Source organism: Microbacterium maritypicum MF109, assembly GCF_000455825.1.
Classification (GTDB): domain Bacteria; phylum Actinomycetota; class Actinomycetes; order Actinomycetales; family Microbacteriaceae; genus Microbacterium; species Microbacterium maritypicum_A.
On sequence record NZ_ATAO01000046.1, the window covers coordinates 1 to 18783 of the forward strand.

Annotated in this window: 20 protein-coding genes; 12 read left to right on the forward strand and 8 right to left on the reverse strand. The window is 68.7% G+C overall.

The features are described from left to right. Nucleotides 1-170: 170 nt before the first annotated feature. Complete coding sequence (trmB, locus tag L687_RS24805) at nucleotides 171-896, reverse strand: tRNA (guanosine(46)-N7)-methyltransferase TrmB (RefSeq protein ID WP_021198496.1); 726 nt, start codon at nucleotides 894-896, stop codon at nucleotides 171-173. A 65-nt stretch (nucleotides 897-961) separates the two neighbouring features. After that, on the reverse strand, nucleotides 962-1801 hold the full coding sequence (locus tag L687_RS24810) for a DUF3097 domain-containing protein (RefSeq protein WP_021198497.1): 840 nt from the start codon (nucleotides 1799-1801) through the stop codon (nucleotides 962-964). Nucleotides 1802-1923: 122 nt separating this feature from the next. On the opposite strand from L687_RS24810, the gene L687_RS43220 reads away from it, so the two are divergent. From L687_RS43220 to L687_RS24830, 4 genes are all read left to right on the forward strand, one after another. Beyond that, complete coding sequence (locus L687_RS43220; RefSeq protein ID WP_021198498.1) at nucleotides 1924-3972, forward strand: TPM domain-containing protein; 2049 nt, start codon at nucleotides 1924-1926, stop codon at nucleotides 3970-3972. 58 nt (nucleotides 3973-4030) lie between these two features. Then, nucleotides 4031-4774, forward strand: a complete 744-nt coding sequence (locus L687_RS24820; protein WP_017831053.1) for a PspA/IM30 family protein — start codon at nucleotides 4031-4033, stop codon at nucleotides 4772-4774. 64 nt (nucleotides 4775-4838) lie between these two features. Then, entirely contained in the window at nucleotides 4839-5642 is an 804-nt protein-coding gene (locus tag L687_RS24825; protein WP_021198499.1) for an arginase family protein, read from the forward strand. Then, nucleotides 5639-6082: a hypothetical protein gene (locus L687_RS24830; protein WP_021198500.1), complete on the forward strand. Its 444-nt coding sequence runs from the start codon at nucleotides 5639-5641 to the stop codon at nucleotides 6080-6082. Before L687_RS24825 ends, L687_RS24830 begins: the two co-directional genes overlap by 4 nt. A gap of 76 nt (nucleotides 6083-6158) precedes the next feature. Here the strand turns inward: L687_RS24830 and L687_RS24835 are convergent, their stop codons facing one another. Genes L687_RS24835 through L687_RS24845 form a run of 3 tightly spaced genes read right to left on the reverse strand, consistent with a single transcriptional unit; the run spans nucleotide 6159 to nucleotide 7890 of the window. Then, nucleotides 6159-6647 (reverse strand): SIP domain-containing protein, encoded by a 489-nt coding sequence (locus L687_RS24835; protein WP_235045208.1) that lies wholly within the window; start codon nucleotides 6645-6647, stop codon nucleotides 6159-6161. A gap of 35 nt (nucleotides 6648-6682) precedes the next feature. Continuing rightward, nucleotides 6683-7417 carry a tyrosine-protein phosphatase gene (locus L687_RS24840; RefSeq protein ID WP_021198502.1) on the reverse strand — a complete coding sequence of 245 codons (735 nt, stop codon included), beginning with the start codon at nucleotides 7415-7417 and terminating at the stop codon, nucleotides 6683-6685. Then, complete coding sequence (locus L687_RS24845) at nucleotides 7414-7890, reverse strand: carboxymuconolactone decarboxylase family protein (RefSeq protein ID WP_021198503.1); 477 nt, start codon at nucleotides 7888-7890, stop codon at nucleotides 7414-7416. The genes L687_RS24840 and L687_RS24845 overlap by 4 nt, the downstream gene beginning before the upstream one ends. 170 nt (nucleotides 7891-8060) lie before the next feature. On the opposite strand from L687_RS24845, the gene L687_RS24850 reads away from it, so the two are divergent. The 6 genes from L687_RS24850 to L687_RS24875 all read left to right on the forward strand — a co-directional run bounded on the left by L687_RS24850 (nucleotide 8061) and on the right by L687_RS24875 (nucleotide 14016). Then, entirely contained in the window at nucleotides 8061-8987 is a 927-nt protein-coding gene (locus tag L687_RS24850; RefSeq protein ID WP_031206730.1) for an alpha/beta fold hydrolase, read from the forward strand. Nucleotides 8988-9079: 92 nt separating this feature from the next. Further along, a complete protein-coding gene (locus L687_RS24855) occupies nucleotides 9080-10600 on the forward strand; it encodes an ABC transporter substrate-binding protein (protein WP_021198505.1) in 1521 nt (506 codons plus the stop codon). A 17-nt stretch (nucleotides 10601-10617) separates the two neighbouring features. Next, the gene (locus L687_RS24860; RefSeq protein ID WP_021198506.1) at nucleotides 10618-11568 is read left to right on the forward strand and encodes an ABC transporter permease; all 951 of its coding nucleotides are present in this window, start codon (nucleotides 10618-10620) and stop codon (nucleotides 11566-11568) included. Then, complete coding sequence (locus tag L687_RS24865) at nucleotides 11565-12434, forward strand: ABC transporter permease (RefSeq protein ID WP_021198507.1); 870 nt, start codon at nucleotides 11565-11567, stop codon at nucleotides 12432-12434. Before L687_RS24860 ends, L687_RS24865 begins: the two co-directional genes overlap by 4 nt. After that, a complete protein-coding gene (locus L687_RS24870; protein WP_029266363.1) occupies nucleotides 12431-13222 on the forward strand; it encodes an ABC transporter ATP-binding protein in 792 nt (263 codons plus the stop codon). Before L687_RS24865 ends, L687_RS24870 begins: the two co-directional genes overlap by 4 nt. After that, the gene (locus L687_RS24875) at nucleotides 13219-14016 is read left to right on the forward strand and encodes an ABC transporter ATP-binding protein (RefSeq protein ID WP_031206731.1); all 798 of its coding nucleotides are present in this window, start codon (nucleotides 13219-13221) and stop codon (nucleotides 14014-14016) included. The genes L687_RS24870 and L687_RS24875 overlap by 4 nt, the downstream gene beginning before the upstream one ends. A 30-nt stretch (nucleotides 14017-14046) precedes the next feature. Here the strand turns inward: L687_RS24875 and L687_RS24880 are convergent, their stop codons facing one another. The 3 genes from L687_RS24880 to L687_RS24890 are packed head-to-tail and all read right to left on the reverse strand — an operon-like array spanning nucleotide 14047 to nucleotide 16167. Continuing rightward, a complete protein-coding gene (locus L687_RS24880; protein ID WP_021198510.1) occupies nucleotides 14047-14664 on the reverse strand; it encodes a GNAT family N-acetyltransferase in 618 nt (205 codons plus the stop codon). A gap of 4 nt (nucleotides 14665-14668) precedes the next feature. Continuing rightward, nucleotides 14669-15382, reverse strand: a complete 714-nt coding sequence (locus L687_RS24885; protein WP_021198511.1) for a uracil-DNA glycosylase — start codon at nucleotides 15380-15382, stop codon at nucleotides 14669-14671. A 2-nt stretch (nucleotides 15383-15384) separates the two neighbouring features. Further along, nucleotides 15385-16167, reverse strand: a complete 783-nt coding sequence (locus L687_RS24890) for an SDR family oxidoreductase (RefSeq protein WP_029258481.1) — start codon at nucleotides 16165-16167, stop codon at nucleotides 15385-15387. A gap of 195 nt (nucleotides 16168-16362) precedes the next feature. Between L687_RS24890 and L687_RS24895 the strand changes: the two genes are divergently transcribed. Together L687_RS24895 and L687_RS24900 are read left to right on the forward strand one after the other, a co-directional pair. Beyond that, nucleotides 16363-17685, forward strand: coding sequence for a bifunctional o-acetylhomoserine/o-acetylserine sulfhydrylase (locus tag L687_RS24895; RefSeq protein WP_021198513.1), 1323 nt, complete (start codon nucleotides 16363-16365; stop codon nucleotides 17683-17685). Between the two features lie 124 nt (nucleotides 17686-17809). Next, nucleotides 17810-18754, forward strand: coding sequence for an endonuclease/exonuclease/phosphatase family protein (locus L687_RS24900; protein ID WP_021198514.1), 945 nt, complete (start codon nucleotides 17810-17812; stop codon nucleotides 18752-18754). Nucleotides 18755-18783: the final 29 nt, after the last annotated feature.

Genomic DNA, 18783 nt, shown 5'->3' on the forward strand with positions numbered 1-18783 from the left:
GTCCTCGGCGCGGCGGCCGCGCTCGATCAGACCCGCCACAGCGATGCCCGCCGCGAGCAGCGTCCAGCCGATCCAGGGGATCTCCAGCACGAAGAATGCCGGAGCCGCGGCGCACACGAGCAGCGCCGGCACGAAGCCCAGCCGCTGCATCGTGTCACGCCGCACGTCGGTCACGCGCGCGTCCTGCGCCGATACACGAGGTCGCGGATGTCCCGTCCCTTGGCGATGCCCTTGCGCTCGAATGCGGTCATCACCCGGCCGTCGAAGCGGTCAGCCCACTCCCCGTCGAATGCACGCTCGAACAGCGGCTCGGCATCGAGCACCTCGCGCATCTGCAGCGCGTAGTCCTCCCAGTCCGTCGCGAGTCGCAGCAGTCCGCCGTCACGCAATGCTCTCGCCGCGGTGTCGCCGAAACCGGGGCGAACCAGACGTCGTTTGGTGTGCTTCTTCTTGTGCCACGGGTCGGGGAAGAAGATCCACACCTCCCGTGCCGCAGCCTCGGGGAGGAATGAGGAGAGCACCTCCGGCGCGTTCGCCTCGACCACGCGCAGGTTGCGGGCGCCCTCGCGATCGGCGTCGAGCATCGTCCGCGCGAGTCCAGCGCGGAACACCTCGACGGCGAGGAAGTCGTCGTCCGGGCGCGACGACGCCGCGGCCACGATCGCATGCCCCTGCCCGGAGCCGATCTCCACGTAGAGATCGGCCGAGCGTCCGTACTCGGTCGCGGGGTCGAGACGGGCCTCGGGGTGCACGGACGTCCAGGCGACGTCTCGCGGCACGTCGAGCAGGTAGTGCGGGCCGAGCTCGGAGAACGCGCGCTCCTGGGCGTCGGACATCCGACCGCTTCGGCGCACGAACGACACCGGTTCGTCTCGGAAGGTACGGGGTTCGGGCATGAATCCAGGGTAGCCGTCGGCGTCGCGGCGTCCGGCGCCTCGGATACCTCCCCCGAGAGCCGCGCTCAGTGCGTCGGCGCCGTCACGAAGTCGATGAGTTCCTCCACACGGCCCAACAGGGCGGGTTCCAGATCCCGATAGGTCGTCACCTTCGAGAGGATGTGCTGCCAGGCGCGCGCGGTGTCGGCCTGCGTCTCGTGCGGCCACCCGAAGGCACGGCAGATACCGACCTTCCACTCGATGCCGCGCGGGATCTCCGGCCACTTCGCGATGCCGAGGGCTCGCGGCGTGACGCACTGCCAGACGTCGACGAAGGGATGACCGACGATGCGGAGATGGCGACCGTGCGGGCCCCGGGCGACCGCATCCGCGATCCGCGACTCCTTGGAGCCCGGGACGAGATGGTCGACGAGCACACCGTAGCGTCGCGTCGCGCTGGGTGGTTCGGCTGCCAGCAGATCGTCGAGCAGATCCACCCCCTGCAGGAACTCGACGACCACGCCTTCGACCCGCAGATCTGCACCCCACACCTTCTCGACGAGCTCGGCATCGTGCTTGCCCTCGACGAGGATACGGCTGGGCAGGGCGACGCGGGCGCGCTGATCCGCGACCACGAAGGACCCGGATGCCGTCCGACGCGGGCCCTGGGCCTTCGCCGCGGGGACGACCAGACGGACCGGTGCGCCGTCGATCAGGAATCCTCCGCCGAGGGGGAACAGGCGTCGACGTCCGCCCCGGTCCTCCAACTCGACGTTCCCACCCTGCACGCGGGTCACGGCACCGCAGAAACCGTCGTCTGCGACCTCCACCACGAGATCCGTCTCCGCCGCGACCTGCGGCACCTGCTTCGCGCCGCGGTCGCGCCAGCCAGTGGCCAGCACATCCGAACCGTACATGTCGTCCATGCCTCCCAGCGTATGTGTCTGCGCTGAGGGCGAACGGAGAAGCACCATCGAGTGCTGTCGCGTGTCGGATCCAGTGCATAGACTCGTGGCATGGGGCTCGGCTGCCGGTCGGAGGGAACACGATGACGAAACGGTGGCTCGCGCTGGCCGCACTCACGCTCGCCGCGGTCGCCGGAGCGTTCACCGCCTCCGCGGCATCGGCCACCGATCCGCTCACCCTCGATGCCGGGTACGTCACCGATCAGGCGGGTGTGCTGAGCGCCGACGAAGAGGCCACCGTCGAAGCCCGGCTCCAGGAGCTCACCGACAACTCGAACGCCGACCTCTTCGTCGTCCTCGTCGACGACTTCACCAATCCCAGCGACAACGTGCAGTGGGCGGATACGGTCGCACAGGACAACAATCTCGGCACCGAGCAGTATCTTCTCGCGATCGCCGTCGACGGCCGGAGCTACTACATCTCCGCCGCCCCCGACGGCCCCGTGAGCTTCGGACAGCTCGACAGCATCGAGGACAAGATGGTTCCCTTCGCGTCCGACGGCGACTGGGTCGGAGCGATCACCCTCGCCGCCGATGAGATCCAGGGAGACGGGGGCGCCGGCGCGCTCCGGATCGGCCTGATCGTGGTCGCGATCGTCGTGGTCGCGCTGCTGGTGTGGCTCGTCGTCGCTCTCGTGCGCCGCGCGCGCCGCCGCGCCGAGATCCGTGAGCGCGGCGCCATGCCCGAGACCCCCGATCCCGCCGATCCCTTCTCCGCTCTGACCGATCAGCAGGTCGAGACACAGGCCGGACTCGCGCTCGTGCAGGCGGACGATGCGATCACCTCGAGCCGGGAGGAACTCGGCTTCGCCATCGCCCAGTTCGGCGAGGGCGCGACCGAGGAGTTCACGCGCGTCGTCGATGCGGCGAAGGCCAAGATCTCCGAGGCCTTCGACCTGAAGCAGAAGCTCGACGACGAGATCGAGGACACGATCCACGACCGCAGGGCGTGGCATATTCGCATCATCCAGATCGCGGACGAGATCGACGACATCCTGGATGACAACACCGCCGCATTCGACGAGCTCCGCAAACTGGAGCAGAACGCCCCGCAGGAGCTCGAGCGGGTCCGTCGTGAGCGCGCGGCGCTCGACCCGGTCCTCGCCGCGGCCGCTCCAGCCCTCTCCGCACTCACGTCCGCCTACGCTCCGGCGGCGCTCGCGATGGTCGCGGACAACCCCGCACAGGCCCGCGAGCGAGCCGACCTCGCGGATCGATCGATCGAGGCGGCGGCGCAGGCGATCGCAGCCGGCCGTTCGGGCGAGGCGGCGTTCGCGATCCGCACCGCAGAGCAGTCGGTGGCGCAGGCGGCACAGCTCGCCCAGGCTGTGACGACGCTGGGCACCGAGCTCTCGACGATCGAGGCGCAGTCCCAGGCGCTCGTCACCGAGCTGCAGGGAGACCTCGCGGCGGCGCAGCAGCTGCCCGATCCTTCGGGAGCGATCGCCGGCGCGGCCTCCGCGACCGCACAGCAGCTCCAAGTGGCACAGACCGACCTCGCCGGCTCCACGCGTAATCCGCAGCGCGTTCTCGAGGCGCTCACCGCCGCCAACGAGCAGATCGATGCCGCGATCGCTCAGGGCAGGGAGGGCGTCGAACGCGCGCGTCGTGTGCAGCAGATGCTCGATCAGACCCTCACTCAGGCGAACTCCGAGATCCGCGCGGCTCGCGACTTCATCGAGACGCGCCGAGGAACCGTGGGCTCCACCGCCCGCACCCGCCTCGCGAACGCGGAGGCGAGCCTGACGCAGGCGCTCAACCTGCGGGCGACCGACCCCGACGCCGCGCTGGCGGAGGCAAACCGGGCGCTCGCCCTGGCAGGCCAGGCGACGTCGGCTGCGCAATCCGATGTGCAGGCGTACGCCCCTCCCGGTTACGACCAGGGCGGCTTCGGAGGCCTGTTCGGCGGATCCGGGTCGTCGTCCAGCGGCTCGGGGATCGGCGGGGACATCCTCGGCGGCATCATCGGCGGGCTGCTCGCCGGCGGCGGAAGCGGCGGATCCTCGCGCCGCGGCGGCAGCAGCGGCTGGCGCTCTTCCGGAGGCGGAGGCTTCCGCAGCTCCGGGTTCGGCGGAGGCGGCGGATCCCGCAGCAGCGGCCGCAGCGGCCGCTCGGGAGGTAGACGCTTCTGATCCCCTACACAGACACTTACGACAAGCTCTCGAAGACGCCCTCTGAAAGGAACCACGCATGACCAAGCAGTCCATCTTCGGACGTATCTCGACCCTCGTCCGCGCGAACATCAACTCCCTGCTGGACTCTGCGGAGGACCCGCAGAAGATGATCGACCAGCTCGTTCGCGACTACACGAACAGCATCGCCGACGCCGAGTCCGCGATCGCGGAGACGATCGGCAACCTGCGCCTGCTCGAGCGCGACCACGAGGAAGACGTCCAGGCGTCGACCGAATGGGGCAACAAGGCCCTCGCCGCCAGCCGCAAGGCCGATGAGATGCGCGCGAGCGGCAACACCGCCGACGCGGACAAGTTCGACAACCTCGCCAAGATCGCCCTGCAGCGCCAGATCAGCGCCGAGCGCGAGGCCACCGGTGCTGAGCCCCAGATCGCGGCGCAGACCGAGATCGTCGACAAGCTCAAGAGCGGCTTGAACGGCATGAAGGACAAGCTGGTCGAGCTCAAGAACAAGCGCAGCGAACTCCTCGCGCGCGCCAAGGTCGCCGAGGCGCAGACCAAGGTGCAGGACGCTGTCGGCTCGATCAACGTGCTCGACCCCACCAGCGAGCTGGGGCGGTTCGAGGACAAGGTCCGCCGCCAGGAGGCCATCGCGCAGGGCAAGATCGAGCTCGCAGCGTCGAGCCTCGATGCCCAGTTCGAGAGCCTGGAAGACCTCGGCGAACTGACCGAGGTCGAGGCACGTCTCGCCGAGCTCAAGGCCGGCGGCAGCGCTCCCCGCCAGGCCATCGAAGGCAACTGACACCACCGGCGGATGCCCCGGGCAGCGCGCCGGGGCATCCGCCCTCTCTTCTTCGGAGGCACCCATGGTGCGATTCCTCGTCATCCCGCAGTGGCAGGGTTCACCCGCACCGCGCGCGATGCTTCTCACCGACGGCGCCGCAGCGATCGCCGGTGATCTCCCCCGCGCGGCGACCACGGTGCTCGACGTGCCGGTCGAGGCCGGCGAATCCCTGGGCACCGACGTCCGACGCCTGAGCACTCTGCTCCGCACCCGTGAACAAGTACACGGGCACATCGACCACGACACCGTGGTGATCGGCGGCGACTGCAGCGTGACCGTCGCCGCTCTCGATGCCCTCCCGGGAGGGACGGAAGGGCTCGCCGTGGTGTGGTGCGACGCGCACGCCGACATGCACACGCCCGAGACCTCACCGTCCGGTGCATTCTCGGGCATGGCGCTGCGGGCGCTGCTCGGTGAGGGTGAGGATCAACTCGTGCTCTCCCCCGCGATCCCCGCGCACCGTGTGGTGACCGTCGGGATGCGCAATCTCGACGATGCCGAGGTCGAGCAGATCGCCCCTTTGAGCAACCTCTCGGTCGACGACCTCGCACGCCCCGAAGCGCTGCTCGACGCGGTCCGCGCGACCGGGGCGACGCGGGTGTGGGTCCACATCGACGTGGATGTGCTCGATCCCTCGGAGTTCGCGGGCGTGTCGTCTTCCGTGCCGTTCGGACTCTCGCCCGCGGCTCTGAGCACTGCCATCCGCGCACTGCGCAGCGAAGTGCCACTGGCGGGCGCGACGATCGCCGGGTTCGCTCCCCGGTCTCCGGCCGACGCGGTCGACGACCTCGGTGCGCTGCTGCGGCTGGTCGGAGCGGTGGCGTGACCGCCGCCACGGACTGGCGGCCGGCCGCAGAACAGGCTCTCGCTCGCGGAAGACGCCTCGACCGACGGATTCCCTCTTTCCTGCTGCGCTCTCCGATCAGCCGCCTCGGCTACGCCTGGGGCACGGCCATCGGGTGGATCTGGGGCTCGCTGTGGAGCACCGGCCCCGTCGAGCGGCGCGAAGGCTTGTGGATCTTCCAGGGCATGCCCTCATGGACCTTCAATCGCGGCGGGGTGTGCGTCGGCGGCTGCTTCCTGACGGGTGGCACCCGCCCCAGCGAGGCGGTTCTCCGCCACGAAGCCGTGCACAAGGAGCAGTGGCTTCGCTACGGCTTCCTGATGCCGGTGCTGTACCTCTTTGCGGGGAGGAACCCCCTACGCAATCGCTTCGAGATCGAGGCGGGACTCGAAGACGGCAACTACGTGCGCCGCACGCGGTGACGGGCTGACGGCCTTCGTATGGGCGCGGGCCACTGGACGGCACGTCAACATGCCGTGAGCCGCCTGCGCGTGCGGATCAGCGGTCGGCGGGCAGCAGGCCGAAGCGCTCGGGAGCGTGGATGAGCGCCGGGGAGATCTCCAGCGCACTCGTCAGGTGGTCGATGATGTCGGCCGTGCCGAGGTAGCTGCCGAGCAGAGTGACGTGGGTCTCGATCTCGTCGTCGCACATCATCTCGTCGGCCCACGCGCAGGTCGCCCTTGCCAGAGCCTGACCGGGTGCGCACGCCCGACCGCTTCCGGGAGCACCGGACCGCTGCTCACGAGCGAGCCACGTGACCGTCATTCGACCAGGAGCATCGATCACGCCGATGTCGGCGACCTCGGGCACCTCGATGAAGATACGACCCGACGCGCACAACGGCAGCGTGGTCAGGAACACCTCGAGCTCAGTGAGCGAGTGCTCGTCTGCCGTCACCAGGTGATGGGAACGCTGACGTGCCGCGCGACGTTCGGCGCGCGTGCCGCGAGTCTCGAGCGAGGTGTCCATGGTGTCTTCATCGTACACCAAGTGAAGGCTTGCCTAACCTTGCATCAGCTCGGTCATCGCCGGGAGCTTTCGGTGGAGGAAGCCGGTTCGACGAGCGCCGCCACCAAGGCGGCCAGTTCGGCCTCGGTCATCCCCTGCGCGCGCAGGTATGCGGCAGCAGACCCCCACCGTTCGTCGACCTGCTGCAGCAGACGACGCATCACGGGCGCCGGGGACTGGGTCGCGAGCGCCACCGCGTGCACGGCCTCCGGGTGCTGGGTCCGCAGGTACTCGGCGATCCACCGCGTGCGCTGAGCAGGAAGCTGCGACTCGGTGAGCGCATAGTCGGCGATCACGGCCTCGCGATCGGCTCCGACGGCGGCGAGAGCGAGGGCGACGGTGACGCCGGTCCGATCTTTGCCGACGGTGCAGTGCACCAGCGTGCACTCTCCCGCGGCGATGATGCGGATGGCGTCGACGAGTCGTTCGCCGCTCTCCTCGAGCAGATGCAGATACAGGTCTTCGAGACTCGTGTCGGCCTCGAAGAAGGATCGCACCGAACCCAGGAACAGGGGAAGGTGCGTGGTGTCCGGCCCCTCGATCTCCGTGGGTTCCGCAGCGACCTCTTCGCCGTCGCGCAGATCGACGATGTGCCGAACCTGTGCCCGCAGCGCGGCGGCGCCGGATGCGGTCGCACCCGAGAGCTGTCCCGATCGCAGCAGCACCCCGGAACGGATACGACCACCGTTCGCCGGCATACCCCCGACATCCCGGATGTTCGAGACACCCTCGACCTCGAGGATCGTCATGCCTGACCCTTCGGATCGCGAGCAGGAACGGGGTAGCGTCCCGCGATCACGATGCGGTTGAAGGCGTTGATCGACACGCAGGCCCAGCTGAGCGCCGCGTACTCCTTCTCGGTGAACACACTTCCCACCTGGTCGTAGACCTCGTCGGAGATCCCGTCCTCGGCGATGAACGTGAACGCTTCGGCGAGCTCGAGGGCGGCGCGTTCCCGCTCGCTGAACACACCGCTCTCGCGCCACGTGGGGATCTGCGTGAGAGTGTCGGTGTCGACCCCCGCCGCCACCGCTCGGTCGACATGGATCCGCGCGCAGTACGCGCAGCCGTTGAGCTGCGAGCAGTGGATCATGACGAGCTCCTTGAGGCGGTCGTCGATGCCGTTCGCCGCGCAGATCTGCCCCACGGTCTTCGAGAACGCATCAAGCGCCTGGTACGCCGTCGGCTCGGTCTTGGACAGGTGCACACGCGTCTCGCTCATGACTCCATGATATTCGGCGAGCATTGCCCACGCTCCGACTGACGCGTCTGCAGGAAATGCATATTGACAACAGGATAGCGAAACATAGAGACATAATGAGCAACCGAACGCCGCAAATGCTTGTCGTAATGTTCCTGCATTTCCTGCGCGTCTGCGCGAGGGCGCAGAATGTGGAGGTGGCGATCGACATCAGCGAGTTCAGCTATCTTCCCGCACAAGCCGAAGCACTCGGCGTGCCGTTCCCGGCGGTGGAGCGTCTTACCCTTCCGCTGCCGGACGGACGCACCCTGAGCGCCCTTCGTTTCGGAACCGACGAGCCGCGCGTGACACTGCTGCACGGAGCGGGCCTGAACGCGCACACCTGGGACACCACATCGCTTGCGCTGCAGCAGCCGCTGCTCGCGATCGATCTCGCCGGGCACGGCGACTCCTCCTGGCGTGACGACATCGACTACACGCCGCGAACGCTCGCCCGCGACGTGGCCGCCGCGCTCGACGCCTGGGCCACGCAGCCCCAGGTCGTGGTCGGCCAGTCGCTCGGAGGACTCACCGGCGCCGCTCTGGCCGCGGCACGACCCGACCTGGTGTCCGAGCTCATCATCGTCGACATCACGCCAGGGATCGACGTGACAGCCGGACCCGCGGCGCTGCGCGAGTTCTACGCGGGCCCGACCGACTTCGCCACGCGGGACGAACTCGTCGACAAGGCGATCGCGCTCGGCTTCGGCGGATCCCGCCCCGAGACCGAACGCGGTGTCTTCCTGAACACGCGCGTACGCGAGGACGGACGCGTGGAGTGGAAGCACCACTTCGCGCACCTCGCCGCCCAGGCTCTCGCCGCTCACGACCCCGGATCGGCAACCGCCCCGTCTGTGCTGCACGAGACGGGCTGGGATGACCTGGCCGCAGTCCACGCGCCGATCACCCTGGTGCGGGCCGCACGAGGATTCGTCAGCGAAGCTGATGCCGCCGAGCTCCAGCGACGCGTGCCTGCGGCGCAGCTGGTCGTCCTCGATGCGACCCACAACGTGCAGGAGACGGCACCGACCGCTCTCGCCGGTCTCATCGGCGCGGCAGCACCCGCCGCCGGAATATGACTCTCCGTTCCATACACGACCCTCACCCCGCCTCACATCTCTAGGCTCGATTCGACGGCACACAGCAGCTGCCGCACCGAGAGGAAACGCCCATGTTCCGACGCACCCGACGTCTCGCGCTGATATCCGCGCTCGCGGCCACCGCCGTGATCCTGAGCGCCTGCTCCGGCACCACCGAGCCCGAGCCCAGCAGCGCAGCGGGAACACCCGACCCGAGCGCCACCCTCCACGTCGGACTCGTCCTCGAGCCGACCAATCTCGACATCCGCCACACCAGTGGTGCCGCGCTCGAGCAGGTCCTGATCGACAACATCTACGAGGGTCTCGTCACCCGCACGCAGGACAATGAGATCGAGGGTCGCCTCGCCTCCGACTACACCGTCTCGTCCGACGGTCTCACGTACACGTTCACCCTGAACGACGGCGTCGTCTTCCACGACGGCACGCCGCTCACGTCCGCCGACGTCGTCTCCTCGTACGAGACCGTGCGCACGGATGCGACCGTCCAGGGCAACGCGGACTTCGCCTCCGTGACGGCGATCACTGCACCGGACCCGACGACGGTCGAGATCGTGCTGTCCGCACCGAACCAGAACTTCCTGTTCGCCCTCACGGGGCCCGCCGGTCTGGTGTTCAAGACCGGAGACACCACCGATCTGAAGACGGCCGAGAACGGTACCGGTCCCTTCACCCTGACGCGCTGGAACAAGGGCAGCACCATCACCTTCGCGCGCAACGACGCCTACTGGGGCGATCCGGCCGGCGTCGCTCAGGTCGAGTTCCAGTACATCCCCGACTTCACCGCGGGGGTGAACGCCGCGCTGGCCGGCGACGTGGACGTGCTCACGGCCGTGGATCCGAACCTCGCGCCGCAGCTCGAGGACTCGGGAGACTTCGCCCTCACGACCGGGCGCACCACCGACAAGGCCACTCTCGCCTTCAACAACAAGAAGGCCCCGCTCGACGACGTCCGCGTGCGCGAAGCACTCCGGCTCGCCATCGACCACGAAGCTCTCATCGAGGCGGTCGGCGCCGGCACCGCGCTGTACGGGCCGATCCCCGAGCTCGACCCCGGCTACGAAGACCTGTCCGACGTGATCTCCTACGACCCCGAGAAGGCCAAGGATCTGCTCGCAGAGGCCGGCCAGAAGGACTTGGAGCTGACGCTCACGATCCCCTCCTTCTACGGCACGACGGTGCCGAAGGTCCTGATCTCGGACTTCAAGAAGATCGGGGTGACGCTCGAAGTCAACTCCGTCGAGTTCCCCACCTGGTTGGAGGACGTCTACACGAACCACGACTACGACCTCAGCTTCGTTCTGCACGTCGAGCCGCGGGACTTCGGCAACTTCGCCGATCCGGACTACTACTTCGGCTACGACAACGCCGAGGTGCAGGACCTGTATGCGAAGGCACTTGCCGAGGTCGACCCGGACAAGTCCGCGGACCTGCTCGCGCAGGCCGCACGCATCGTGTCGGAGGACCACGCCGCCGACTGGCTCTACAACGGCGAGACGATCACGGCGGTGAGCCCGATCGTGGCCGGCTTCCCCGAGGACTCGATCAACTCGCGCATCAACCTCGCGGGCGTCACCGTCTCCGCCGAGAAGTAGCGAGCGGTCACCCCTTCGTGATCCGCTATGCGCTCGTCCGAGGAGTCCTGCTCATCGCAGGGCTCCTCGTGTCGAGCGTGCTCATCTTCCTGACGCTCCGCGTCTTCCCCGGCGATGTCGCACAGCTCATCGCCGGCACCCAGGCCTCCCCCGCCGAGGTCGAGGCCCTGCGCGAATCCCTCGGATTGAACCGGCCTCTGCTCGCCCAGTACGCCGACTGGATCGGCGGCATCTTCCGCGGCGACCTCGGCACGTCTCTGCTGTCGGGCGCCTCCGTCGGCGAAGAGCTCCTCCTCAAGGCCCAGGTCACCGTCCCGCTCGGCATCATGTCGCTCCTGATCGCCGTGCTCATCGCCGTGCCCTTCGGCATCCTGGCCGCGCTCCTGCGCAACCGACGCGGCGGCACCGCGCTCAGCGTCGGCGCTCAGGCGCTGGCTGCCGTCCCCGTGGTGTGGGCCGGCATGATGCTCATCGTGGTCTTCTCGGTATGGCTGGGCTGGCTTCCACCGCAGGGGTTCCCCCGCACCGGCTGGTCGACGCCCGGAAGGGCGATCGAGTCGCTCCTGCTCCCCGCACTGACGATCGGGATCGTGGAGGGGGCGATGCTGATGCGATTCGTACGCAGTGCGACGCTCCAAGCCGCAGGACAGGACTTCGTCCGCACCGCCGCGGCGAAGGGGCTCACTCGCACCCGAGCGCTCATCCAGCACGGCATCCCGGCCGTCGGTCTCTCGATCATCACGGTGCTCGGCCTCCAGGTCGCCGGCATCATCGTCGGATCGGTCGTGATCGAGCAGCTGTTCACCCTCCCGGGGATCGGACGCATGCTCGTCGCCGATGTCGGAACGCGCGACCTCATCAAGGTGCAGAGCGAGCTGCTCGTGCTCACCGGATTCGTGCTGGTCGTGGGCTTCCTGGTCGACCTCGTGCACCGCGCGATCGACCCTCGACAGCGGGAGGCCGCATGACCCCGCGCTGGCTGGGCCGACTGTGGAACACCTCGACGGGGCGCTTCGGTGCCATCGTCGTCGTCGTGATCGCCCTCACCGCGCTCGTCGCCCTCTTCTGGACACCTTTCGATCCGCAGGCATCGGACATCGGCGATCGCTGGCTGCCGCCGAGCTGGCCGCATCTGCTGGGCACCGACGACACGGGTCGCGACATCCTGAGCCTGCTGATGGCGGGTGCCCGCACGACCGTCTTCGTGAGCATCGGAGCAGGGCTCGTCGCCACCGTGGTCGGTATCGCACTCGCAGCCCTCGGAGCACTGACCGCACGCTGGCTGCGTGAGACCGTGGCGGTACTCGTCGACATCCTGATCGCATTCCCCGTGCTGCTGATCGCCATGATGATCTCCTCGGTCTGGGGCGGATCCCTCTGGGTGGTGATCTGGGCGGTGGGAATCGGCTTCGGCGTCAACATCGCGCGCGTCACCCGCCCCGAGTTGCGCCGTGTGCAGCAGAGCGACTTCGTCCTGGCTGCGCGAGCCGCGGGGGTCACGCCTGCTCAGAGCCTCGTGCGACACCTGCTGCCGAACGTCGCCCCCGTCTTCATCGTGCAGCTGTCGTGGTCGATGGCGGTCGCAGTCCTCGCCGAAGCCGGTCTCTCGTATCTGGGTTTCGGCGCCTCGGTGGTCGAACCGAGCTGGGGCCTGCTGCTCGCCGACCTCCAACGGTATATCGGGGTGCATCCGCTGTCCGTGCTCTGGCCGGGGCTCACGATCACGATCACCGTCCTCGCGCTGAACCTGCTGGGCGACGGTCTGCGCGAGGCGACCGATCCGACGCTGCGGCATCGCGCCGCCGAGATCCACACCCCGGGGGTGGTCGCATGAGCCTCTCTGTGAAGGACCTCGTGGTCGAGATCGATGGGCGACACGTCGTCGACGGCATCTCCTTCGAGGTGCCCGACGGCGCGCGACTCGGACTCATCGGCGAGTCCGGGTCCGGCAAGTCCCTCACCGCGCTCGCTGTGCTGGGACTGCTCCCGGACGGCGCGACCACGAGCGGGAGCATCCGCTGGAACGGCACCGAGCTGGTGGGGATGCCGGATCGCGAGCTGGCCCGCCTTCGCGGCGACGACATCGGCATCGTGTTCCAGGAGCCGCGCACGGCACTGAATCCGATCAGGACCGTCGGGCGCCAGATCGCGGAATCGATCCGCATCCACGAGGGACTCGGGCGCCGCGAGGCCCGGGAGAGGGCGATCGCGGAAGCGGCACGGGTGCGGCTTCCCGACCCCGCGTCGATCGTGGACCGGTACCCGCATCAGCTCTCCGGCGGTCAACGCCAGCGTGTCGCCATCGCGATGGCACTCGCGTGTCGTCCGAGACTGCTCATCGCCGATGAACCGACGACCGCGCTCGACGTCACGATCCAGGCCGAGATCCTCTCCCTGCTGCTCGCGCTCGTCGCGGACGAGGGCATGTCCCTCGTGTTCATCACCCACGACCTCGCCGTGCTCGCACAGGTCGCGACCGAGGGAGTCGTGCTCGAACACGGGCACGTCGTCGAAGCCGCCCCGGTCTCGACCCTTCTCTCCGCACCGTCATCGCCCATCACCCAGGGGTTGCTGCGGGATGCGACGGCGACCCTGTGGCGTCCGGACGGGGGTGCCGCGTGAGTCTGATCGAAGCCCGAGGGCTCAGTCGCGACTTCTTCGTCCCGAAACGCTCCGCATTCGAGCGCACCCGCACGCAGACCGCCCTGGCTCCCACCGACCTCGACATCGTCGAAGGATCGTCCGTCGGCATCATCGGCGAATCCGGATCGGGCAAGTCCACGCTGGTCAGGCTGCTGCTGGGACTGGACCGACCGACGTCCGGCACGATCGCCGTCGGCGGCCGCCCGGTCGACGCCACCGCATCGGCGAGGTCCCTGCATTGGCTGCGCCGCGAGACAGGGCTGGTGTTCCAGGACCCGTACGCGTCGCTCGACCCCCGGATGACGGCCGGCCAGATCGTGCGAGAACCGCTCTGGGCCCTCGGCATCGAGGGGGATCACCGCGCGCGTGTGCGGGAGGTGCTCGCCCGGGTCGGGCTCGAACCCGAGATGGGTGACCGCTATCCGCATGAGTTCTCGGGCGGGCAGCGGCAGCGGATCGCCCTCGCGCGAGCAATCGTGCATGGCCCGCGGATCCTGGTCGGCGACGAGCCGCTGTCGGCGTTGGACGTGACCGTTCGTGCCCAGATCCTCGAGCTGCTGATCGAACTGCGACACACGACCGCCCTCACGCTGGTTCTCGTGTCGCACGACATCGGAGTGGTGCAGAACCTGTGCGACACGGTCGTCGTGATGAAGGACGGCCATATCGTCGAGCGGGGCGCTACTCGCGACGTGCTCCTGCATCCGACACAGGACTACACGAAGAGGCTGCTCTCGGCCATCCCCGTCATCCCCGCCGGCCCCGGGCATTGAGAGAGCGATCGCGATACCGGACGAGCGTCCTCAGCGCCGCGAGCCGAAGAGCCCTCCCCGCCGCCGCCCTGTCGGCTTGAGCACGCGGCGCATGTACACGGTGCCGAGGTCTCGGCCGAACTTGTACCCGACGCGTCCCATCCGTCCCGCTTCGACGAAGCCGAGCTTCTCGTGCAGTCGAATCGACGCCTCCGCACCGTGGTCGCTGATGACCGCGACCATCTCTCGGAGGCCGATCTGCTCGCAGGCATCGATGAGCGCCTGCAGCAACGCCGCCCCCAGGCCTTTGCCTCCCGCACCGGGACCGAGGTAGATCGAATCCTCGACGGTGTACTTGTAGGCGTTCTTGCCTGCCCATGGCTGCGCGAGGGCGTAGCCCATCACCTCGCCGCCCGGGGACACCGCGACGAGAAACGGAAGCTCGAGCCGGGCGAGCAGAGCGTACTTGTCGCGCCAGTAGGGAATGCTGCTGCGTCGCTCGTCGAGTGTCACGGCCGAATTGCTCACGAAGTGGTTGTAGATCTCGCGCACATGGGGCAGGTCGGCAGGCCGTGCGGCGCGGATCGTGTACGAGAAGATCTCGGGCGCGGGCGCAGGCCGCAGGTGGCGCGGCAGGACACGACGACGGTCCCCCGGCTCGAACTGCATGCGCTCAGCTTAGAGAGGGAGAGGCTTCGCCTTCCACCCTCCAGTCCACGGGCTCGGCACCCCGTTCCTCGAGGAGGGCGTTCGCCCGCGAGAACGGACGTGATCCGAAGAAGCCGCGGCGGGCCGAGAGCGGGGATGGATGAGCCGAGGAGATGACCGGCGTCTCCCCGAGGAGGGGCCGCAGGTTGGCTGCGTCCTTCCCCCACAGGATCGCGACGAGCGGCTGATCGCGCGCGACGAGCGCACGGATCGCGAGCTCCGTGACCTTCTCCCACCCCCACCCTCTGTGAGAGGCCGCCTCACCGGGACGCACGGTGAGCACACGGTTGAGCAGGAGGACGCCCTGATCGCTCCACGCCGTCAGATCACCGTGCGGTGCGGGAGGGATGCCCAGGTCGGTCTCGCGCTCCTTGTAGATGTTCGAGAGACTGCGCGGCAGCGGGCGCACATCGCGATCGACGGCGAACGAGAGTCCGATGGGATGTCCGGGCGTGGGGTAGGGATCCTGCCCGGTGATGAGGACGCGGACGTCGGACAGCGGCCGCTGGAAGGCCCTGAGCACGTTCGCGCCCGCCGGCAGGTATCCCCGCCCTGCCTCCTGCTCGTCGCGGAGCCGCTCCCCCAGGGAGGTGATCGTGTCCTGGACGGGGGCCAGCGCCTCCGCCCATCCGGCGTCGATCAGCCCGCCCTCGGCGAGCTCTGCGAGAGTCTGGGCCATCGTCAGTCGATGGAGCGCACCCGCAGCGGGCCGCGGGCGAGCAGGTGCTGCGCGGACTGCGCTACCGGCCGCATCGTGATCAGGTCGAGGTTCACGCGTCCGGGCGACTCCAGCGCATACGCGATCACGTCGGCGACGTCGTCGGCGACGAGCGGGGCGTCGACACCCGCGTACACGGCCTCGGCAGCGACCGAGTCTCCGCCCAGGCGATTGAGCGTGAACTCCTCGGTGTGCACCATTCCCGGCGCCACCTCGACCACACGGATCGGCTCGCCGTTGAGTTCCTGACGGAGCACCTTCACCAGCATCGACTCCGCGGCCTTCGCGGCGTTGTAGCCTGCACCGCCGGCGTACGCGGTCTGCGCAGCCGTGGAGGTGACGAAGATCGCATCCGCGTGACCGTCCGCTGCCGCGGCTCGGCGCAGGAGCGGGAGCAGACCCGCGACGAGACGCTGGCTCGCCAGCACGTTCGCGTCGAACATCCACTGCCAGTCGTCGACCGATGCGTCCTCGATGCGATCGGTGCCGCGAGCACCGCCGGCGACCTGGACGAGAGCGTGCACGGGGCCCGACCGCTCGAGTTCGCCCACGAGCGCGTCGACGGCGGAGGCATCGGTGAGGTCGCAGGCGATGGCCGAGGCTCCGGTCTCCGCGGCGAGCGCCGACAGTCGGTCCTCGCGTCGCGCGACCCCCACGACGTCCCATCCCCGGGCACGGAGGGCACGCACCGTCGCCGCGCCGATGCCCGAACTCGCACCTGTCACCACTGCTCGTCTGTTCACCATGCCTCCACCGTACGGCGTTCTCCCCGGAATGCGGACTCCCCCCTGGGGTTGTCGTCGATCGATCCGCCGCAGGATTCCGGGCCTCCGCTCTGTTACGTCACATTTCCCGTCTGTTGTTGACAGACAGCGATATTCCGTACTGTCGCTGCAACGGCATCCGCCACACGACCTTCCGACCACTCCTGGGGGAATCACATGTCCGCACCCGAGTCCTGGCGTTTCGAGACCAAGCAGATCCACTCGGGCGCTGCCCCCGACCCGGTCACCAAGGCACGTGCCACGCCGATCTACCAGACCACCTCGTACGTGTTCGACAGTGCGGACCATGCGGCTAACCTGTTCGCCCTCGCGGAGTTCGGCAACATCTACACCCGCATCCAGAACCCGACGCAGGACGTGCTCGAGCAGCGTCTCGCCGCGCTCGAAGGCGGCACCGGTGCTCTCGTGCTCGCCAGCGGCCAGGCAGCGTCGACCTTCGCGGTCCTGAACATCGCGCAGGCCGGCGACCACTTCGTCGCGTCGAGCTCCATCTACGGCGGCACCTACAACCTCTTCAAGTACACGCTCGCGAAGCTCGGCATCGAGGTCACGTTCGTCGAGAACCAGGACGACCCCGAGGAGTGGCGTCGAGCTGTCCGCCCGAACACGAAGCTGTTCTTCGCGGAGACGATCGGAAACCCGCAGATCAACATCCTCGACATCCGCACCGTCGCCGATGTGGCCCACGAGAACGGCGTCCCGCTGATCGTCGACAACACGATCGCCACCCCGTACCTGATCCGTCCGTTCGAGTTCGGCGCCGACATCGTCGTGCACTCGGTCACGAAGTTCCTCGGCGGCCACGGCACCACGATCGGCGGCGTCATCATCGACGGCGGAAAGTTCGAGTGGTCGAAGAACGTCGACAAGTTCCCCGGCCTCACGGTGCCGGACCCCTCGTACCACGGCGCCAGCTACACCGCCGCCGTCGGCGACCCGCTCGCGTACATCATCAAGGCCCGCGTGCAGCTCCTGCGCGACCTCGGATCCGCTATCGCCCCGCAGAGCGCCTGGAACCTCATCCAGGGCGTCGAGACCCTGTCCCTGCGCATCGAGCGCCACGTGCAGAACGCCCAGGAGATCGCCGAGTGGCTCGACGGCCGCGACGATGTCGCGACGGTCAACTACTCTGGTCTGCCCTCTTCACCCTGGTACGCCAAGGCGAACGAGTACGCGCCCAAGGGCGTCGGCGCCGTGCTGTCGTTCGAGCTGAAGGGCGGCGTCGAAGCCGGACGCGAGTTCGTGAACAGCCTGTCGCTGTTCAGCCACCTCGCCAACATCGGCGACGTGCGCTCGCTCGTCATCCACCCCGCATCGACCACGCATGCGCAGCTGACGCCGGAGCAGCAGCTCACCGCCGGAGTCACGCCGGGCCTGGTCCGACTCTCCGTCGGCATCGAGAACGTCGACGATCTCAAGGCCGACCTCGAGCAGGCTCTCGCCGCGGCCCGCGCCGTGTCGGAGGCCGCGCGCGCCTGACCCGCACACCCCACGAGATGCCCCGGAGCCCGAGCTCCGGGGCATCTTCGCGTGCAGGCGACGTCTTCACCCGGCCGACCCACAGGCGACGGCCTCGACAATGGAAGACCGCCGTGAGGAGAGCATGATCGACGTCGAACACCGACCGCCGCGCGTCCGACGCGTGACGACGACCCGCGCGCGATGGCTCGCCGCCGCTGGCGTCGCCGTGCTGCTCGTCATCGCCGGCGGCTGGATCCCCGGAATCGTCGGCACAGCGGTCGCTGCCGCCCTCCCCTGGCTCGGTCTCGTGCTTCTCGCACTGCTGATCGCCGCGCTGTTCCTCGCCCGCCGAGTGGTCGTCGTGATCCTGGTTCCCGCACTCCTGTGGATCCTCGCGATGGCACCGGCTCTTCCCGCCCTCCCCGGTCCGACGGGGTCGGAGTCGGCCTCCGCTTCCGGGCTGACGGTCGTGAGCCAGAACGTGAGGGCGCGATCCGGCGGGGCCGCCGCATCCGCGACCGAGCTCGCGCAGAGCGGCGCCGATGTGATCGCCCTCGTGGAGCTCGATGGAGACAGCCTCTCCGCGGCGCAGAACGCCCTCGCCGGGCAGTACCCGCATTCGTACACGGTCGGAACCGTCGGTGTGTGGAGCAGATATCCCCTCGCGAACGCCGAGCCCCTGACGCTGGGACTCAGTTGGAAGCGTGCGCTCCGTGTCGAGGTGCAGGTGCCGTCCGCGCCGGTCGCCGTCTACGTGATGCACGCCGCGTCGGTGCGGCCGGGGCACCAGCAGGACCGCGACACGATGCTGAGCGGACTCGCGGACCGGGTCGGCTCCGACCCTGCGGACTCCCTCATCGCCGTCGGCGACTTCAACGCACCGTCGACCGATCCGAGCCTGACGGCCTTGCGCGCGGAAGCCGATTGGGTGCGTCCGACGGATGGGAGCCTCGGGCTCACCTGGCCCGTCGCCTTCCCCCTCGTACGCATCGACCAGGTCTTCGTCCGCGGCCTCGATGTCGTCACGTCGGGCACGATACGGGCGGGGAACAGCGATCATCTCGCCACCCTGACCCGAGTGCGCTGATACACCTGCCGACGACCGACGACCGCGAC